Origin of the sequence: Desulfocurvibacter africanus subsp. africanus DSM 2603 (assembly GCF_000422545.1) — a bacterium.
Taxonomy (GTDB): Bacteria; Desulfobacterota; Desulfovibrionia; order Desulfovibrionales; family Desulfovibrionaceae; genus Desulfocurvibacter; species Desulfocurvibacter africanus.
In genome coordinates, this window is sequence record NZ_AULZ01000013.1 from 61,378 (window position 1) to 77,855 (window position 16,478).

A 16,478-nucleotide genomic window follows, 5' to 3' on the forward strand; every position below is an offset into this window, starting at 1 on the left:
CTTGGCAAGCATATCGCCTACTGCATGGGAGTTTCCTTCTCGCTCTCTCCGGCCTTCTCGGCAACGACCCTGTTGATGAGGATACCCACGCCTTCGATCTCCACGCGCACTTCGTCGCCGTGGCGCAAAGGCCCGACGCCTTCCGGAGTGCCCGTGAGCACCACATCGCCAGGCTGCAGGGTCATGACTTTGGAGATATGGCTGATCAGCTCGAAAGGCGGGAAGAGCATGTCCCGTGTATTACCCTGCTGAATGAGGTTGCCGTTCACGCGCGCCGCGATGGCCAGGTTCCTTGGATCGGGCACCTGGGTTTCAATCCAGGGGCCGATTGGGCAGAAGCTGTCGAAGCCTTTGGCTCGGCCATACTGACCGTCTTTTTTCTGCAGGTCCCGGGCGGTTACGTCGTTGGCGCAAGCATAGCCGAAGATGTGCTCCGCAACCTCGTCGGGCTCCAGATTGCGACAGGCCTTGCCCATGACCACGGCCAGCTCGGCTTCATGGTCCACGCGGTTGGACATGGCCGGCAAGATGATGGGCATGCCGGTCCCGATGATCGAGGATGGCGGCTTGAGGAAGATGACCGGTTCGTCCGGCACGTTCTTTTGCATCTCCTGCGCATGGCTGCGATAGTTGATCGCCGAGCAGACAATCTTTGTGGGCATGACCGGCGGGACCACGGCCACTTCGCGTAGCGGGATGGGTTGATTGAGGCCCAGGGCTTTGTTGAGGCACATGAGCTCATCGCCGTGCAAGGAGGCGTAGAAAGTGTGATTGTTGTATTGGACGCGAAGCACTCGCATGGCAACCCGCCTGGTTGATGGTTGGCCGTTTCGGCGCACAAGAATCAAGAAATAGCAGGGGTTGCCGTTAAAGTCTAACTCCGGCCCTGATTTCAGGGCTCTGTATGTTCCCTCGAGAGAGAGAAACTCCTTGCATCGGATTCGGCTGACTCTAGTATGCCTATATGATAGGCTTAACAGCCTGTTGAAAAACAGGCTGTGCGGGCTAGGATGGCCCGCCGGATGCGAAGCATCCGGAGTTGAAAAAAGCCAGGACGGCTTTTTCAACAGTCAGTTAACAGTCGTGATCGCCTGGTCCGCAACAGGGAGGGAGAGCATGCGTCGCGAAGGAATTCTGCCGTATGAAGGCAAGGTGATCATGAAGCCGTTCCTCGCGTTCTGCGTGGCGGGATTCGCGGCGTTGCTCCTGGTGGGCTGCGGAGCGGAGATGGCCGGTCCAGAGGCGGTGGGGCAAGACACGAGCGCAGGGGTTGAGTCTACTGGGCGCACCACGCACGAACCCAACGGCAAGGCCAATTTTGTTTCAGCCGCGGGTGCCTTCGAGATCTGGTTTCCGGAGCAACCCAAGGCTCGCACCAATGCCGAGGAAGGCACCAAAGGTGAGTCCTATATCCTGAAAAAGGGTGACTGGGAGTATTTTGCGGGCTTTGTAACGCACAACCGTAACAGCATGACCGAACTCGTGCTGCGCCGGGCCGTGCGCTCAACCGAGGAGCGCCTTGAGGGGAGCACCACAAAAGAGCGAACCATCTGGTTTCGAGGCAACGAAGGCAGAGAGTTCATACTGCGCGAACCAGCCGAATCGCGCACCCTTGCTCGTTACTACAACCTGGGTCCGACACTTTACATGACGCGCTTCACTGCCGGCGACTACGATTTTCCCACGGACAAGGCCCTGGAGTTTCTCGACTCCTTCAACATCCTGGCCGATCCCCAAGCTAGAATAAAGGGCGGCCTGGGCACTGCGAAAATACTAACGCCGGCCGGCGGGTAGAGCTTTTGATTTTGAAAATGCTCTGCAAGCCATGCGTCGGCATGGCTTGCCGCTAGCTTCGGCGCAGGCGCAATTCACTTGCGCCGTCAACGCCGGAGCGGGCGTCTTAAAAGCAATCTGCTCTACAGACTCGGGTGCGACAGCCGTCTACTCGAAAAGCTTCCGGTACTCGCCGTAGCCCTCCCGCTCCAGTTCCTCCTTGGGGATGAAGCGCAGGGCGGCGGAGTTCATGCAGTAGCGCTGACCCGTATGAGCCGGGCCGTCGGGGAAGACATGGCCCAGGTGAGAATCGCCATGCCTGCTGCGAGCCTCGATGCGGCGCATGAGCAGCTTGTCGTCAACCCGTTCGACGATGTTTTCGGGCTCCAGTGGTTTGCAGAAACTCGGCCAGCCCGTGCCCGAATCGTACTTGTCCTTGGAACTGAACAGGGGCTCGCCTGAGACGACATCAACGTAGATGCCTTCGCGCTTGTTGTCCCAGTACTCGTTTTTGAAGGGCAGTTCGGTGCCCTCTTCCTGGGTGACCCGGAACTGCAGGGGAGTCAGCTTCTCGCGCAGTTCGGATTCGCTCGGCCGTGTATAATCGGCTGAGGGCTTTCTCGACGCCATATCCACCTCCGGTCGGTTATCGTCATGAATAGGAGGGCGAGCCTTTCATGGCTCGCCCTCCAGCATGCGCATCCATCCCGGACATGGGGAAACGGTCGCCAGGGAATGCGCGGGCGATGCGTCCGGCTCCAAGCCGAGCATCGCATCGGAATAAGGGAGCGGGCAAGACCCGCTCCCATACACTCTATCAGGCGCTCGAAGTCCTGTCCTGATAATTCAGCTTAAACGGGCTCAAAGGTGTGAATCACCCTCGAGTTGGGCGGACCTTCCCGGACCGCTCCGTCGTGTCCAATCCGTGTTTACGCCACGGCCCGTTCGCGCTCGCGCAGGCGCTCCACCGGATGGGCGCCGGCCAGCTCCCAGCGGTAGTCCTGGCCCATCTTCTCGATGTGCTCGGTGATGACCTGCTGGGACGGCGTGCCGCCATCGTTGATGATCTGCTGGACCTGGAAGTATCTGTGGTCCTTGGGCAGGCTGGATACAGGCACGTAGTCGGCCAGGTTGGCGGTCAGGTTTTCCTGCTCGGCCAGTATGTTGCGCACGTAATCCACGTTGCTCTCGAAGGTCAGGGGCTCGGGGAAGGCGTTCGGGAATTCGCTCACAGGATCCTTGCCTTCCACGCGCTTCATGAGCTCCACCGCAGCATGCAGATGGCCGATCTCCATCTCCAGGTGGTTCTCCCAGATTTTCTTGATGCGCGCATCCGACTCGGTCTGCATACACGACCAGTACAGGTAGCATTCGTTGTACTCGTGCATGACATGCATCATGTTCCAGGACAGGGTGGGATCCAGCAGTGATTCGTAGTGAGTGACGTGCTGCTCCTCGATCATGCCGATTTCGGAGTACAGCCCGCGGCCCACGGTGTCCTCAAGCCTGTTGGCCTGATTCATGTAGTAGTTCATGGTCTGCTGCTCGGCGGCCACAATGGTCATGGAGTTCAGCTTGGTGCGGATATCCGCCTTGGTGGCGTCATAGTGGTTGCGCACGTCGTCGAAGGGATGGCGATGCTCGACGATGGTCGGCCGGCCGGGGATGATCTCGGTATACTTGCCCACCAGGGTTTCAGCCTTGATGCCCTGTCGCATCTCCAGCAGGTTGGCATAGCGGTACAGGTGGTCGAAATCTTCCAGCAAGGCGAAATCCAGGCCGGCCTTGACCAGCGGATCTGGCTCATGCCTGGCCAGCCAGGCCGTCAGGTCCACGGCCACCTGCTCGTAGCCTATGGTGTGCTCCAGGACGGACTCGTTGGCTGGAATAAGAGCGCTGATCATCTTCTGCTGCATCTGCTCCAGCCTGCGCGTCATGGCGATCTGCCGCTTGGCTTCGGGATCGTCGCAGTGGCGGGCCCAGCTGTGGCCGAACCAGTTGGCTTCGAACTCAGCTCCGTTGACGAGAATGATTCGGCAGCGGGTATAGGGGTCTATCGCTCCTTTATCATACGGCTTCACATTAAGAGTATTCCAGTTGGTATACTGCTTCTCGGCGGGCAGTCCCTTTTCCTTGAAAGGATTGAAGGCCATTTGAACCTCCTGACGGTTGTCGGTTCCAGCGGGATCACAACTTTCTTTTTTATGCCGGAACACTGTACACAACCATAGGACACGCTCCGAAAGGAGCATCGGACTTACACTGACCTGACTGTCCGAGTTTGACCACAGGCCATGAAAATACTTTCGTAGTGGCCGCTCCTCTGGTTTCATGGGCTTTGTGATTCTTTATTGCGGCTTGTGGGACAAGAGGTGCAAGATGGCTAAGAATGGGATGCCGCCGGGATTCGGAGAAGCTCTCTCCTTTCCGCTCGTGCAGGCTCTGCTGGGTCGTCGCTCGCGGCGTTTTCCGTTGGGCGCGGAAATCCCGGACGGGCCGCTGGCTTATAAATCCGGCCATGAGCCAATGCCGCTCAGCGATTTGGAGACCATGCTCGTGGTCACGGCCGTGGGCGGCAACACGGGCTGGCACAACCTCATCTACCGCCACAAGCTCTACGCCCCGCACTTGTCCAACTATGCCGGGGCGGCCGGCGGGCGAACCTTTCCCTCGGGGGCCGGATTCCATACGAGCGAGATATTCTTCACCGACGACAGCGGGTTGTTTTTTCTGCCGACGCGCGATGCCCCGGCCCTGGCCGAGAAGGATGAGGACGGCTCTCTGGACCTGGAAGACCTCCTGGCTGCGCACAAGAGCCGCGTGCGCAAGCTCGCCGACGCCAGGATGATCCTTCCGCCGCGTCCTCCGTACTTCGAGGGTCACAACACCTGGGTGGCCAACCGCCCCGGAACGCTGCTGGTTATCCCGGTGGCCGATCTGGCTCAGCACACCATCGCCAACCTGTGCTACTATCTGCAAAACGGGCAGGTCATCCATGATGATCTGCATAAGCGCAGCGTGCCGGGTCTTGAGCGTTTCGCCAACCTGGCTGATCTTAAAGAAACCCTGCCCCTTTCGTTTCTCGATCAGATGACCATGGCCGAGGCCACGGTCGAGATCTCCACGGCTTGTTATGCCGGCGCGCTCATGCTCCAGGCCATGGGCCTGGGCGGCTGGATGTTCAACGGCCTGAATCCTTTCGCGGTGCTCGGCGCGAGCGGAGAGGCCGAGGCTCCGGGCCTGGGCTTCCGCTTCGATGCGGACCCGCGCTGGCCGATGCCAAACCCGACTGGACTGATGGGGGTCATGGAGGGTTTCTGCCCGCCGCATTACCCGGACATGCGCGCGGCCGTGGAGGCCTTCTGCGAGCGCAAGTTCGGACCCGGCGGTCCCTACAACCCGGATACGCCCGGCCCGTTCAGGGACACGCCCCGCGTACGAGGCAGCGCGCAGGTTCACGACAAGGCCTTCCGCGAGTGCGTGGCGTTACAGGCCCAATACGTGCTGGACACCTTTGGCCGATTCCCGGCAACGGTCCCGAGCATGTACTGCCACATGTACCTGCAGGCGCACCACCTGGAGCTGGAGTTCTATGACACGCACTTCAAGCCCGGTGCTTATCTGGAGACGCACCGGCGGCACATGGAGCGCTGGCATGGCAAGGCATGATCGCTTGCAAAGAGATCGAGCTGGTTCAGAGATAGGAGAGGCTTTGTAGCCTGTATCGATTTCAATGCAGGTGTGAATACTGCAGAAGGGATTGCGTTTAGAGCATTTTGCTTTTGAAAATGCTCTGCAAGCCATGCGTCGGCATGGCTTGCCGCCGTGTAGGCGTAGGCGCAATTCACTTGCGCCGTCAACGCCGGAGCGGGCGTCTTAAAAGCAATCTACTCTAGATGCTGCGGTCCAGCTTGTTTGCCTGACTTAGAATGAGTGACCGCAACCCTCTTCTGCAGATCGAGCCGCAATGATAGTAGCTAGCGGCTAAAAGCCATCTCCGGCTTCCACTCCTTCCATACGTTCCCCACAAGATCCGGCCCTGGGGTCAGCGTCGGCCTGCCTGGCTGCCAGCCAGAGGGCGTGGCCTTGCTGGTCTCGCGCACAAGCTCGAACGCGGCCAATTGACGAAGCAATTCAGAGGGATTGCGCCCAACGGATGGCGTCAACACCTCCTGGGCCTGGATGACGCCATCCGGATCGATAATGAACCTGCCCCGGATGTCCACGCCCGACGCGTCATCATAAACGCCATAGACTTGGCCGATGCGGCCTCCCGCGTCCGAGAGCATGGGATAAGGCACACCGCCTTTGACCATCTTGGAGAGTTCGTCCGTCTGCCATATTTTATGTGTGAAGCGGCTGTCGGTGCTCACTGCGAGCACCTCGGCACCCATCTGGCGGAGCTTGTCATATACGACCGCAACCGCGGTCAGTTCAGTAGGTCAAACAAAGGTGAAATCGCCCGGATAGAAGCAGAGCACTACCCACTGGCCTTTATAATCAGATAGCTTGATATTCTTGAACTCACCCTTGTGGAACGCATTGGCCTCGAAGTCCGGGGCGGGCTTGCCCACTCGGGCTTGCATCACCGGAAGGCCGTCTGATGTTGCATTGGCGTCGCCCGCCTGCGCAGGCTCGCCTTGAGGCGAAATCGGCCCTTTTGCTGGCGCAATGCAGCTTACCGAATCCTTGCCTGCTTTTTGGGGCGGCTTTGCCTGGCCCATGGCCAAGCGTAGATCCCCGCCGCCCAAGAGCAGAGCGACAGCCAGCGTAGCCGTTAGCAGAATCGAGATGCGCTTCATGGTCGTACCTCCTTGCTATAGGCGAATGGACGACCAGACTACCACGCATCGGCCACAGTGAACACAAACTGGTAATAAACGGAGAGTGGGCGGCCAGGGCCATGTACGGAAAGAGCAAGCCCCCGGCTCTTGTGGGGACAGCCCTACGGCTGCGGCGGATGGCGGAGCAGGCCCAGCTCCACGGCTCGGCGGCCCCAGGCGGCTTGGCCCAGGGAGATGCAGGCGTCGCCCGGCGGGAGCTGCTCATGGGATAGCGGGGTGAGCCCGCGTCGAGCCAGGGCCTCGGGCAGCAGCGTGGCCATGGTCAGGTTCAGCATGACCCCGCCGCTCAGGGCCACGGTGCGCACGCCGGTGCGCTCGGCCAATGAAGACGCGAGTTCGGCCAGGCCCTCGATGAGCCCCAGGTGGAAACGGCGGCTGATGGTCCCGGTCGGAACGCCAGCCTGGAAATCCTCATGCACGGCCCGGAACAGGGTCAGCGTATCGAGCATCGTGGACTCGTCCGGAGCCAGCGGACTTGGCAGCAGGGGGCAGGCATAGCCTCTGGATTCCGCACTGACGTTTTGGTCCTGGGCCTGCTCCAGAACGATGGCTGCCTGGCCCTCGTAGTCGATTTTCAGCTTGAGCCCCAGCAGGGCCGAGACCGCGTCGAACAGCCGGCCGCAACTCGTGCTGCGCGGGCAGTTCACGTCGCGCTCCAGCATGCGCGCCACGAATGCGCTGGCCTGCGCGTGTTCCGCAAGCCACGGCCATGGCTTCTTGTCCGGCGTGGTGATGCCGCAGGCCCACAGGTAAGCCTGGGCGATGCGCCAGGGCTCGCGGATGGCCGCCTCGCCGCCGGGTAGCGGGGCCGGTGCGAAATGGCCGAGCCGCTTGCGTTCCAGGGTCTGCGTATCCACGAACAAGGCCTCGCCGCCCCACAGGGTGCCGTCCTCGCCAAAGCCTGTTCCGTCCAGGGCCAGGGCCAGGGCCGGACCCTGATGGCGGTGTTCGGCCAGTACCGAGAAGGCATGTGCGAAATGGTGTTGCAGGGTCAGCACGGGCAGTTCGCGTTGCTCAAGGGCATAAGCCGTGGTCAGGTAGTCCGGGTGCAGGTCGCGCACAAGAGCCACGGGCGAGGTTTGCAGAATGGACACGAGATGCTGCCGGATCTCGTGATGAAATCCGAGTGTCTCCAGGTTTTCCATGTCCCCGATGTGCTGGCTCACGAAGGCTTGGTCGTCCTTGGTCACGCATAAAGTGTTTTTCAGTTCCGGCCCCAATCCCAGCACGGACGGGCTTTTACCGGCGAGAAAGATCGGAGTGGGCGTGAAGCCGCGCGCGCGGCGCAGGAACTGCGGTTTGCCCGTCGGCAGCACGCGCAGGACCGAATCGTCGGTGCGGATGAGGATGTCACGGTCGTGCAGCAGGAACAGGTCGGCGATGTCCGCCAGCCTGCGCAGGGCCTCGCGGTTGCCGATGCTGATGGGCTCGGAACTGAAATTGCCCGAGGTCATGACCAGAGCCGGCAGGTCCACGCGGCCTTGCAGATGATGAAAAACCACATGGTGCAGCGGCGTGTAGGGGAGCATGACGCCGATGAACTGCGTGTCCGGCGAGATGTCGGCCGCCAGCTGGCTGTCGGGCCTGCGGCGCAGCAGCACGATGGGCCGCTCCTTGCCCGTCAGCCAGCGTTCCTCTTCCGCGTTGATTTCCGCCAGCCGTCGGGCCGTGTCCAGGTTCGGGACCATGACCGCCAGGGGCTTGCCGCGCCGATTCTTGCGCTCGCGCAGGACGGCCACGGCCATGGCGCTGGTCGCGTCGCAGGCCAGGTGGAAGCCGCCCAGACCCTTGATCGCGCAGACCAGCCCTTCGGCCAGGGCCTCGGCCAGCCGGCGCATGGCCTCGTCGCGCTCGGCCATGTTCCGGCCGTCCCTGTCCGTGAGCCAGACCTTTGGGCCGCACTCCGGGCAGGCGTTGGGCTGAGCGTGGAAGCGCCGGTCCAGGGGATTCTCGTACTCGGCCCGGCAGGCGTCGCACAGGGGGAAGCAGGCCATGGAGGTCGTGGCCCGGTCGTAGGGAATGGAACGGGTGATGGTGTAGCGCGGACCGCAGTTGGTGCAGTTGGTGAATGGATACAATTGGCGGCGGTTGGACGGGTCCCGCATGTCCGCCAGGCAGTCGGCGCAGGTGGCCGTATCGGGCGAGATGAGCACCTGATGGCCGTGACCAGCTGTGGAGGCCAGGATGCGGAACTCCTGTTCCCCGGCCTCGGGCTCCAGCTCCTGTTGTGTCAGTCCAACAATGCGCGCCAGGGGCGGCAGCTTGCCTTGCAGGTCGCGACCGAAAACTTCCACGGCCTCGGGTGTGCCCTGCACCTCCACGGCCACTCCCTCGGGCGTGTTGCGCACGCTGCCGGTCAGTCCCAGCTCGTGGGCCAGACGGAAGACAAAGGGGCGGAAGCCCACGCCCTGCACCTGACCGGTGACGGTGAAGCGTCGCCTGGCTGTGTTGTCGGTCGCGATATCAGGCATATGTCCATTTCTCGGCGTCTATGCCGGTCTGCTTGAGAAATTCGCGGATGAAGGCCGGAGAGATGTCCCCGCCATGGGGATTGGGGATGACGGCTCGTTTTTCACGGCCGAGCATGAAGGCATGCCGCCCACCGGAGTAGGGGCCCTCGAAGCCAAGGCGGCGCAGCTTGCGCACCAGCTCCCGGCGGGAAAGCGGCACCAGTTCAGCCATCCCCGGTCTCGCATTCTTCCAGTTCGCAGGCACAGGCACCCAGGCAGATGCCGCCGACCTCGGGCATGATTTCGCCGTGCATGAGCCCGTTGAGAATCCACAGCTCCATGGCGTCGATAAGGTTGTCGCGCGCATCCTCGAACGTCTCGGCTTGGGTGATGCAGCCGGGCAGCAGGGGCACATGCGCCACCACGCAGCCGCACTGCGCGTCGCGCACGTAGTCGGCCGTGCGCAACAGGGCCTTGGTGTATTCGCGGAAGCCTGCCTTGATCATGGGTATTTCCTCCATGCGCTGCTCGGACTAAATAGCCATCCCCGGCAACAAGGGCAACCTGGACGTCCTAACCGCGAGAAGAAGCTGAAATCCATTGTGCAATAATCTTGCACTTGTGCAATGGATTTAATGCATTTGTGCATTAAACTGCACAAGCCAAAAATAAACCCAGAAAAATCTATCTGCAAGCTGCTGTTATAATTTAAACAAACAAAATGGCACGCTCTCTGCTTAATGAAGGCAACAGCAAGCGGAAAAAACCGCAGGAAGCTAAAGGAGTGGAGCTATGAATACCAAGACCATGCGCATCGTTGTCCTCAGCGGACTGGCCGTGCTGATCACCGCGGCCCTGGCTTTTGCCCAGCCCGGCGTGGGTCGTGGCGGATGGGGTCCGGGCAACTGCCCTGGATACGGCGCCGGCCAAGCCCAGAACCTGACCCCGGAGCAGCAGCAGAAGTTTGATGCCCTGTTCGCCGAGCACCAGAAGAAAGGCTTTGCTCTGCAGCAGGATATCTGGGCCAAAAGGACCGAGTTGGATGCGCTTGCCCAGAACCCGAACACCAAGCCCGAGCGCATCACCCAGCTCGTGAACGAGCTCAAGGACCTGCGTGCTAAGCAGTACACGCAGCGCGAAGCCTTCCGCGCCGCTCTGCAGAAGGAAGGCCTGCCCGCTGCCTACGGCAACTGCGGCGGTTTCGGCGGCGGCAACGGTCCCCGAGGCGGGCGCGGCATGATGCGCGGCGGCTGTTAACCGAAGGCAGTTCATCTAGGCCAGAGAGTTCTGGCTGACGAGACGATTTTCGATCCATCCTCCCCAAGCCTCTATACCGCAAGAAAGCCGCCCGGTGGATTCCCACCGGGCGGCTTTCTTGGTTTATTCTATAGCAGATTGCTTTTAAGAAGCCCGCTCCGGCGTAGGCTCAAGTGAATTGCGCCTACGCCGAAGCTAGCGGCAAGCCATGCCGACGCATGGCTTGCAGAGCATTTTCAAAAGCAAAATGCTCTAATCCTTTTCCAACTCGTGGATGAGAGTGCGCAATTCCTCGGCCATGGTATCCAGCGCCATGGCGGCCTTGGCCGACTCGGCCATGCCCGATGCGTAGTCCGCTGCGGTCTGGCTGATTTTCTCAAGGGTTGCCCGTACGTTATCGGTGGCCACGGCCTGCTGGTTGGCTGCGGCGGCAATGTCCTGTACCCGGCCGGCCGAGCCGCCCGCCAGGGTCAGTATGGCCGACAAGGAATGACCAGATGAACCGGCCAACTCGGTGGCGGCATCCACGGCCGACTTGGCCTGGTCCACGCCGGTTACATTCAGCCGCGCGGCTGCCTGGATTCCCTTGATGTGCTCGGCAACTTCCTTTGTGGCCACCACGGTCTTCTCAGCCAACTTGCGCACCTCGTCAGCCACCACGGCGAAACCTCGGCCCGCATCGCCGGCCCTGGCCGCTTCAATGGCGGCGTTGAGGGCCAGCAGATTGGTCTGGTCCGCGATGTCGTTGATGACCCCGATGACCTGGCCAATGGCCTCGGCCTTGCCGCCCAATTCGGTCATGTTGCCCTTGAGCGAGGCAGCCATGTTGTTGACCATGTTGATGGCTTCCACGGAGCGGTTGACGATTTCCGCGCCCTCGAGGGCTTTGCGCTTGGTGTCTTCGGAGCTGTTCGCGGCCTCGCGTGCATCCGCCGCCACCTGCAGCACCGAGGCGTTGATCTCCTCCACCGTGGAGGCGGCCTCCTCCAGCCGGTGCTGCTGATCCTGCGCGCCTTGGACGGCGCGATTAACTTGGTTCGTGAGCCCGCCGGCATTCTTGCGGATACGCTCGGTGATGGTCATGAGCTTGGATGCCGCCGTGCGCAGGCCTTCCCTATGCGCGGCCTGGGCCTGCTCGCGCGCCACGGTGACTGCCTTATGGTTTTCCTCGGCCTGCTGGGCGTGGAGTCGGGCTTCCTCTTCCTTCTGGGAGCTTTCACGAACTTTGTGCCTGAGCGAATCGACCATGCGCTCCATGGACTGCTTGAGCCTGCCAAGCTCGGCGCGGAACGCGCCCTCGGCGGAAGCGTCCAGGTTGCCCGCGTCCACCTTGGCGGCGTAGCGCTCCAGACGCGCCAGGGGGCTGCCCACCAGCTTCGAGAAGCTCAGGTACATGGCCGCCAGGACCGTCGCTATGCCCGCAAGTCCGATGAAAAGCAGCGTCCGACTGGATTTCATGACGGTAGCGCTCACGGTCGAAAGGGGGATATAGGCCACCTCCGCGGTTTCGACCCTGTTTTCCAACCGGTGCGGGCTGTCAAAGGCGTACTTGCCGCGCAGCGACTTGGGCGCATCTTCTGGCCTGGAGTGACAAGGCAGGCAACTCTTCTTGTTGGCCTCGCCCACGGCTATGACATAGGTATCAATACCCTTGATGCTCTTTACGCCTTTCCAGATCAGCTCTTTTTGATTGTCGGCATGCATGCGGTCCAGAAGGCCGATGAGCTCGGCCTCAACCGATGTCGCCCTGTTGGTCGGATTGAGGGGCTTGGTCGACACGGTGCGGAAGGTGATGCCGTGCTTCATTGGTTCGGGGATGCGGGAAAACACTCCGTTGGCCGCGAAAGAAGTCGATTGGAGTTCAGTGACGAAGTCTTCCTTTTCCAGAAGTTTTGTCGCCTCGGGGCGCACGACTCCTCCCACATGCGAGCGTACGGCCTTCATGCTGTAGAGAAGCACTTCCGCTTTCTGTCGATATTGTTCTTCAATTTCGTTGCCTAGGTCGTAGTTGACGACCAAGATGAGGGTTGTGATGGCCAGCAGGCATGCACCGCCGCAAACGGCCATAAATGTTTTCATAATAGTCATCTGTGCGTCTCCCGATAATGCGTATTATAAGACTGATTGCCCACTCATTTTAGTCATGAGTGGAATGCATGAATGCTATTGCATGCACGCATGGGGTTTTCCGCTTATCAAGCGAAAAAAAATTGCGCTTTTGGGTGGCTGGAGTGGGTATAATCTGAATGGCTAAAGCAGGTAAAGAGCAAGACATTGTAAAAAATGTACCTTAATGACTAGACTTATTAACCTCTATTTGCTGAAAATGTCACAGCCTGTTCATTAGCTCTTAAGTCATTAAAATATATATGTAGACTCGCACCGAGACGGAAGTCGTCAAGGCCAGGTCTTGTCTCAAGATAGAGGAAAACTCGATATTAGCTGGCCTGATAATGAAGATTACTACGTCAGCTTGGTTTTTTGAACGTATCTGAAGAATACCAAATTTCATGCTCTCGGGATGATCAGTGCGATTCAAATCCAATGGCCGGGTTGCCTGATGGCAGCCGCTATGGGATAAACTAGGGCTGATCACTCGAGTTATCCCAAACCCCAGGAGGTTAACCATGGCCGTATCCGGCAAGAAGGTGCTCATAATTACCGCCGACGAATTCGAGGATACCGAACTGCTGGCGCCCATGTACCGGCTCAAAGAGGAGGGCCTACAGGTGGACGTGGCCGCGCCCAGCAAAGGCAAGGTCAAGGGCAAGCACGGCTACGAGGTGGAGGCCAACTTGGGCGTCAAGGACATCTCCATGGACGGCCTGGACGGCTACGACCTGCTCTTTCTGCCTGGCGGCAAGGCGCCGTCCAAGCTGCGCGACATCAAGGAAGTGCAGGAGATTGCAAAAGCCTTCGACGCCAAGCACAAGCCCATCGCGGCCATTTGCCACGGCCCGCAGATCCTCATCTCGGCCGGCCTTATGCAGGGCAAGACAGCCACGGCCTACAGCGAAGTGCAGCCTGAGTTGAAAAAGGCCGGAGCCACGGTCAAGGACCAGGAGGTCGTGGTGGAAGGCAATTACGTGTTCTCGCGCAACCCGAACGACATACCGGCCTTCAATCGTGAGATGATGAAAAAGCTAGGCAGGTGAGTTGTCCGGCTTGCGGGAAGAGAGCCTGGCGAACAACCCGTAGCAAATCTTGCTCGCCCACTTTCGTTCTTTTTTAGAGCAGATTGCTTTTAAGACGCCCGCTCCGGCGTTGACGGCGCAAGTGAATTGCGCCTACGCCTACGCGGCGGCAAGCCATGCCGACGCATGGCTTGCAGAGCATTTTCAAAAGCAAAATGCTCTATCCGGAAGGCGCAAAAAAAGGCGGGGCCCTGCGGCCCCGCCCGTGATCGGATTCGTTTCAGGCTCTACTGTGCGTCCACCCAGCGGATAAGCCCCAATGAATGCGGATCCAGCAGCAACGGATGATGCGGCAGGATGCGCATGGTGAAGCCGAAGCGTCCGGCCTCGCCCGGCATGGTCTGGCCTCGGTAGAGATGCCAGCCGTCCTGGGCAAGGCCTTCGTTGCGCATGATCGTGGTGGTGCGCTGGGCGAACTGGCCGTCCTGGGTCAACGGGCCGGCGTAGATTTCGGCCTGGATGTCCTCGGGCCGCAGGCCGTCCAGGAATATCTCGGCCTCCACCACCAGCGGCTGCTTGACGTGGATCTGGTCCCCGGCCGCGGCGCGCACGTTGCGAATGCGGATCTGGCTCCACTTGGTCATGAGATCCATACGCCAGGCTGCCAGGTCCTTGGCCGGCTGGAAATTGTCGCGCACCAGCCGCTTGTAGTTCTCGTAGGCCGGCGCGTACGTGCGCCAGCTGTACTCCTCGACCATGCGATGGGCATTGAACACCGGGCCAAGCTCCACCAGGGCCTTCTTCATGCGCTTGATCCAGTTGCGCGGCAGGCTGTCGTGGGCGCGGTCGTAGAAGTCCGGGATGACCTCGGTCTCAAGCACATTGTACAAAGTCTGGCTCTCCACGAAATCCTGGTAGGCCAGGTCGTCGTACTCCTCGCCCTTGCCGATGGCGAAGCCCACGCTGTTGTCCGGCTGGTAAGCCTCGTCCCACCAGCCGTCCAGCACGCTCAGGTTGAGCATGCCGTTGGCCATGGCCTTCATGCCGCTGGTGCCGCAGGCCTCCAGAGGCCTACGCGGGTTGTTGAGCCACACGTCGCCACCCTGGACCAGGTGCTTGGCCAGGATCATGTCGTAGTCCTCGATGAACACGAGCTTGTTGCGCAGCTCTGGCATGCGGCAGAGCTGCACGATCTGCTGGATGATCTTCTTGCCCTCGTTGTCGTGAGGGTGGGCCTTGCCGGCGAAGACCATCTGCACGGGCTGCTCGCTGTCGTTCAGGATGCGCAGCAGCCGCTCCCTGTCCTGCAACAGCAGGTTGGCGCGCTTATAGGTGGCGAACCGGCGGGCGAAGCATATGGTCAGGGCCTGGGGATTGAGCACGCTGTCCGCGGCCTCGAGTTCCTTGGCCCGCGCGCCCTTGCGCTTGAGCTGTTCGCGCAGGCGGTAGCGCACGTAATCGATAAGCCGCTCGCGCAGGCGTTCATGGGTGCGCCACAGCTCCGATTCGGGAATGGTATCGGCCAGCTTGAACACGCGGTCGCAGTCCGGGTCCTCCTTCCAAGTCGGTCCCAGATAGCGGTCGTAGAGCAGGGCCATGTCGTAGGCCACCCAGGTGGGCATGTGCACGCCGTTGGTGATGGCTCCGATGGGCACGTCCTCCACCGGGTACTGGGGCCAGACGCGCTTCCACATGTTTCGCGACACATGACCGTGCAGCTTGCTCACGCCGTTGCTGAAGCGCGACAGCCGCAAAGCCAGCACGGTCATGCAGAAGAACTCGCCGTCGTCGCGCGGGTCCTCGCGGCCCAGGGCCATGAAGACCTTCCAGGCCAGGCCGATCTGGCGCGCGTAGGGATCGAAGTAGCGCTGCATGAGCTCGGGCGGGAAGCGGTCATTGCCCGCTGGCACCGGCGTATGCGTGGTGAAGACCGAGGAGGAGGCCACCAGTTCCATGGCCGCCTCGAAGGACAGGCTATGCTGGCTCATGAACACCCGGATGCGTTCCAGGCCGGCGAAGGCCGAGTGGCCCTCGTTCATATGGATGACCTTGGGCTCCAGGCCCATGGCCCACAGGGCGCGGATGCCGCCGACGCCGAGCAGGATCTCCTGGCGCAGGCGCATCTCCAGGTCCCCGCCGTACAGCCGGGCCGTGACGCCGCGCAGATGCGGCGGATTATCGCCGATATTCGAGTCCAGCAGGTACAGGGAAACGCGGCCGACCTGGGCTTTCCAGATGCGCGCCCTGAGTTTTTCGCCCAGCAGATCCACTTCAATGAGCACGGGGTGGCCAGCCTGGTCCTGAACCGGGGATATGGGCAACTGCTCGAAATCGTAAGTCGGATAACGCTCCTGCTGCCAGCCGTCGGGCGTGAGGTATTGGCGGAAATAGCCCTGCTGGTAGCACAGACCCACGGCCACCAGGGGGACGTTCAGGTCGCTGGCGGACTTGAGGTGGTCGCCGGCCAGGATGCCAAGGCCGCCGGAGTATACGGGCAGCGACAGGTCCAGGCCGTACTCGGCGCTGAAATAGGCCACCACCGGCTTGTCCTCGGCCTTATGCGGGAAGTTGATGGTCGGCTGGTCCTTGGCCACGTACTGGCGCAGGGAGGCGAGCAGGTCATTCAGCCGCGCAAGGAAGAAGCGGTCCTGAGCCAGTATGTCCAAGGTCATCTGGGGCAGGCTGTTCAGGAAGGCCACGGGGTTGCCGTCGCTCTCGCGCCACAGGCGCTGGTCGATCTGGGAGAACAGATCGGCGATCTGGTCGTTCCAGGAGAACAGGAAATTGTAGGCCAGTTCCCACATGGGGGCAAGATTCGGCGGGAGCTTGGCTACCACGCTGAAGGAACGAAGTGGACGCATTATCGACTCCTCGGAAAAATATTATGCGCTGCCGCTGTTATGTCAGAGTTTCAGTTCTCATGGGTCTGGCGGCCTGCTTGTTTTGCCAAACTGTCAGCGAAGATTCGCCATTTCAATTGTATCGTTTTCTGCCAGCGGCGGGTAAAAAAGGCAAGGCTG

At 60.8% G+C, this 16,478-nt stretch carries 13 protein-coding genes; 4 read left to right on the forward strand and 9 right to left on the reverse strand.

What is annotated here, in order from left to right:
• Positions 1 to 17: 17 nt before the first annotated feature.
• Positions 18 to 800 (reverse strand): fumarylacetoacetate hydrolase family protein, encoded by a 783-nt coding sequence (locus H585_RS0110160; protein WP_005982840.1) that lies wholly within the window; start codon positions 798 to 800, stop codon positions 18 to 20.
• Positions 801 to 1,116: 316 nt separating this feature from the next.
• Here H585_RS0110160 and H585_RS0110165 point away from each other — a divergent pair, with 316 nt between their 5' ends.
• The gene (locus H585_RS0110165) at positions 1,117 to 1,794 is read left to right on the forward strand and encodes a hypothetical protein (protein WP_027367740.1); all 678 of its coding nucleotides are present in this window, start codon (positions 1,117 to 1,119) and stop codon (positions 1,792 to 1,794) included.
• A 147-nt stretch (positions 1,795 to 1,941) separates the two neighbouring features.
• Here H585_RS0110165 and msrB read toward each other — a convergent pair whose 3' ends face one another.
• Positions 1,942 to 2,403, reverse strand: a complete 462-nt coding sequence (gene msrB, locus H585_RS0110170; protein ID WP_027367741.1) for a peptide-methionine (R)-S-oxide reductase MsrB — start codon at positions 2,401 to 2,403, stop codon at positions 1,942 to 1,944.
• A 299-nt stretch (positions 2,404 to 2,702) separates the two neighbouring features.
• Positions 2,703 to 3,926, reverse strand: coding sequence for a hypothetical protein (locus tag H585_RS0110175; RefSeq protein WP_027367742.1), 1,224 nt, complete (start codon positions 3,924 to 3,926; stop codon positions 2,703 to 2,705).
• 226 nt (positions 3,927 to 4,152) lie between these two features.
• Here H585_RS0110175 and H585_RS0110180 point away from each other — a divergent pair, with 226 nt between their 5' ends.
• Positions 4,153 to 5,442, forward strand: a complete 1,290-nt coding sequence (locus tag H585_RS0110180; RefSeq protein ID WP_027367743.1) for a hypothetical protein — start codon at positions 4,153 to 4,155, stop codon at positions 5,440 to 5,442.
• Between the two features lie 308 nt (positions 5,443 to 5,750).
• Here the strand turns inward: H585_RS0110180 and prxU are convergent, their stop codons facing one another.
• From prxU to H585_RS0110205, 4 genes are all read right to left on the reverse strand, one after another.
• Positions 5,751 to 6,497: a thioredoxin-dependent peroxiredoxin gene (gene prxU / locus H585_RS22540; RefSeq protein ID WP_081678646.1), complete on the reverse strand. Its 747-nt coding sequence runs from the start codon at positions 6,495 to 6,497 to the stop codon at positions 5,751 to 5,753.
• A gap of 221 nt (positions 6,498 to 6,718) precedes the next feature.
• Positions 6,719 to 9,088, reverse strand: coding sequence for a carbamoyltransferase HypF (gene hypF, locus H585_RS0110195; RefSeq protein ID WP_027367746.1), 2,370 nt, complete (start codon positions 9,086 to 9,088; stop codon positions 6,719 to 6,721).
• Positions 9,081 to 9,299 (reverse strand): type II toxin-antitoxin system HicA family toxin, encoded by a 219-nt coding sequence (locus H585_RS0110200; protein ID WP_027367747.1) that lies wholly within the window; start codon positions 9,297 to 9,299, stop codon positions 9,081 to 9,083. Before H585_RS0110200 ends, hypF begins: the two co-directional genes overlap by 8 nt.
• The gene (locus H585_RS0110205; protein WP_027367748.1) at positions 9,292 to 9,573 is read right to left on the reverse strand and encodes a type II toxin-antitoxin system HicB family antitoxin; all 282 of its coding nucleotides are present in this window, start codon (positions 9,571 to 9,573) and stop codon (positions 9,292 to 9,294) included. The genes H585_RS0110200 and H585_RS0110205 overlap by 8 nt, the downstream gene beginning before the upstream one ends.
• Before the next feature lie 286 nt (positions 9,574 to 9,859).
• Here H585_RS0110205 and H585_RS0110210 point away from each other — a divergent pair, with 286 nt between their 5' ends.
• A complete protein-coding gene (locus tag H585_RS0110210; protein ID WP_027367749.1) occupies positions 9,860 to 10,324 on the forward strand; it encodes a Spy/CpxP family protein refolding chaperone in 465 nt (154 codons plus the stop codon).
• 252 nt (positions 10,325 to 10,576) lie between these two features.
• Here the strand turns inward: H585_RS0110210 and H585_RS0110215 are convergent, their stop codons facing one another.
• Positions 10,577 to 12,412 carry a methyl-accepting chemotaxis protein gene (locus H585_RS0110215; RefSeq protein ID WP_027367750.1) on the reverse strand — a complete coding sequence of 612 codons (1,836 nt, stop codon included), beginning with the start codon at positions 12,410 to 12,412 and terminating at the stop codon, positions 10,577 to 10,579.
• A gap of 539 nt (positions 12,413 to 12,951) precedes the next feature.
• Here H585_RS0110215 and H585_RS0110225 point away from each other — a divergent pair.
• Positions 12,952 to 13,479 carry a type 1 glutamine amidotransferase domain-containing protein gene (locus tag H585_RS0110225; protein ID WP_014258387.1) on the forward strand — a complete coding sequence of 176 codons (528 nt, stop codon included), beginning with the start codon at positions 12,952 to 12,954 and terminating at the stop codon, positions 13,477 to 13,479.
• Between the two features lie 266 nt (positions 13,480 to 13,745).
• On the opposite strand, the gene glgP is transcribed toward H585_RS0110225, so the two are convergent.
• Positions 13,746 to 16,319, reverse strand: a complete 2,574-nt coding sequence (gene glgP, locus H585_RS0110235) for an alpha-glucan family phosphorylase (protein ID WP_014258386.1) — start codon at positions 16,317 to 16,319, stop codon at positions 13,746 to 13,748.
• Positions 16,320 to 16,478: the final 159 nt, after the last annotated feature.

Bases quoted from the DNA above. Each gene is read 5' to 3' on its own strand.
- H585_RS0110160 (WP_005982840.1), bottom strand. From the start codon at position 800: ATGCGAGTGCTTCGCGTCCAATACAACAATCACACTTTCTACGCCTCC.
- H585_RS0110165 (WP_027367740.1), top strand. From the start codon at position 1,117: ATGCGTCGCGAAGGAATTCTGCCGTATGAAGGCAAGGTGATCATGAAG.
- msrB (WP_027367741.1), bottom strand. From the start codon at position 2,403: ATGGCGTCGAGAAAGCCCTCAGCCGATTATACACGGCCGAGCGAATCC.
- H585_RS0110175 (WP_027367742.1), bottom strand. From the start codon at position 3,926: ATGGCCTTCAATCCTTTCAAGGAAAAGGGACTGCCCGCCGAGAAGCAG.
- H585_RS0110180 (WP_027367743.1), top strand. From the start codon at position 4,153: ATGGCTAAGAATGGGATGCCGCCGGGATTCGGAGAAGCTCTCTCCTTT.
- hypF (WP_027367746.1), bottom strand. From the start codon at position 9,088: ATGCCTGATATCGCGACCGACAACACAGCCAGGCGACGCTTCACCGTC.
- H585_RS0110200 (WP_027367747.1), bottom strand. From the start codon at position 9,299: ATGGCTGAACTGGTGCCGCTTTCCCGCCGGGAGCTGGTGCGCAAGCTG.
- H585_RS0110205 (WP_027367748.1), bottom strand. From the start codon at position 9,573: ATGATCAAGGCAGGCTTCCGCGAATACACCAAGGCCCTGTTGCGCACG.
- H585_RS0110210 (WP_027367749.1), top strand. From the start codon at position 9,860: ATGAATACCAAGACCATGCGCATCGTTGTCCTCAGCGGACTGGCCGTG.
- H585_RS0110215 (WP_027367750.1), bottom strand. From the start codon at position 12,412: ATGACTATTATGAAAACATTTATGGCCGTTTGCGGCGGTGCATGCCTG.
- H585_RS0110225 (WP_014258387.1), top strand. From the start codon at position 12,952: ATGGCCGTATCCGGCAAGAAGGTGCTCATAATTACCGCCGACGAATTC.
- glgP (WP_014258386.1), bottom strand. From the start codon at position 16,319: ATGCGTCCACTTCGTTCCTTCAGCGTGGTAGCCAAGCTCCCGCCGAAT.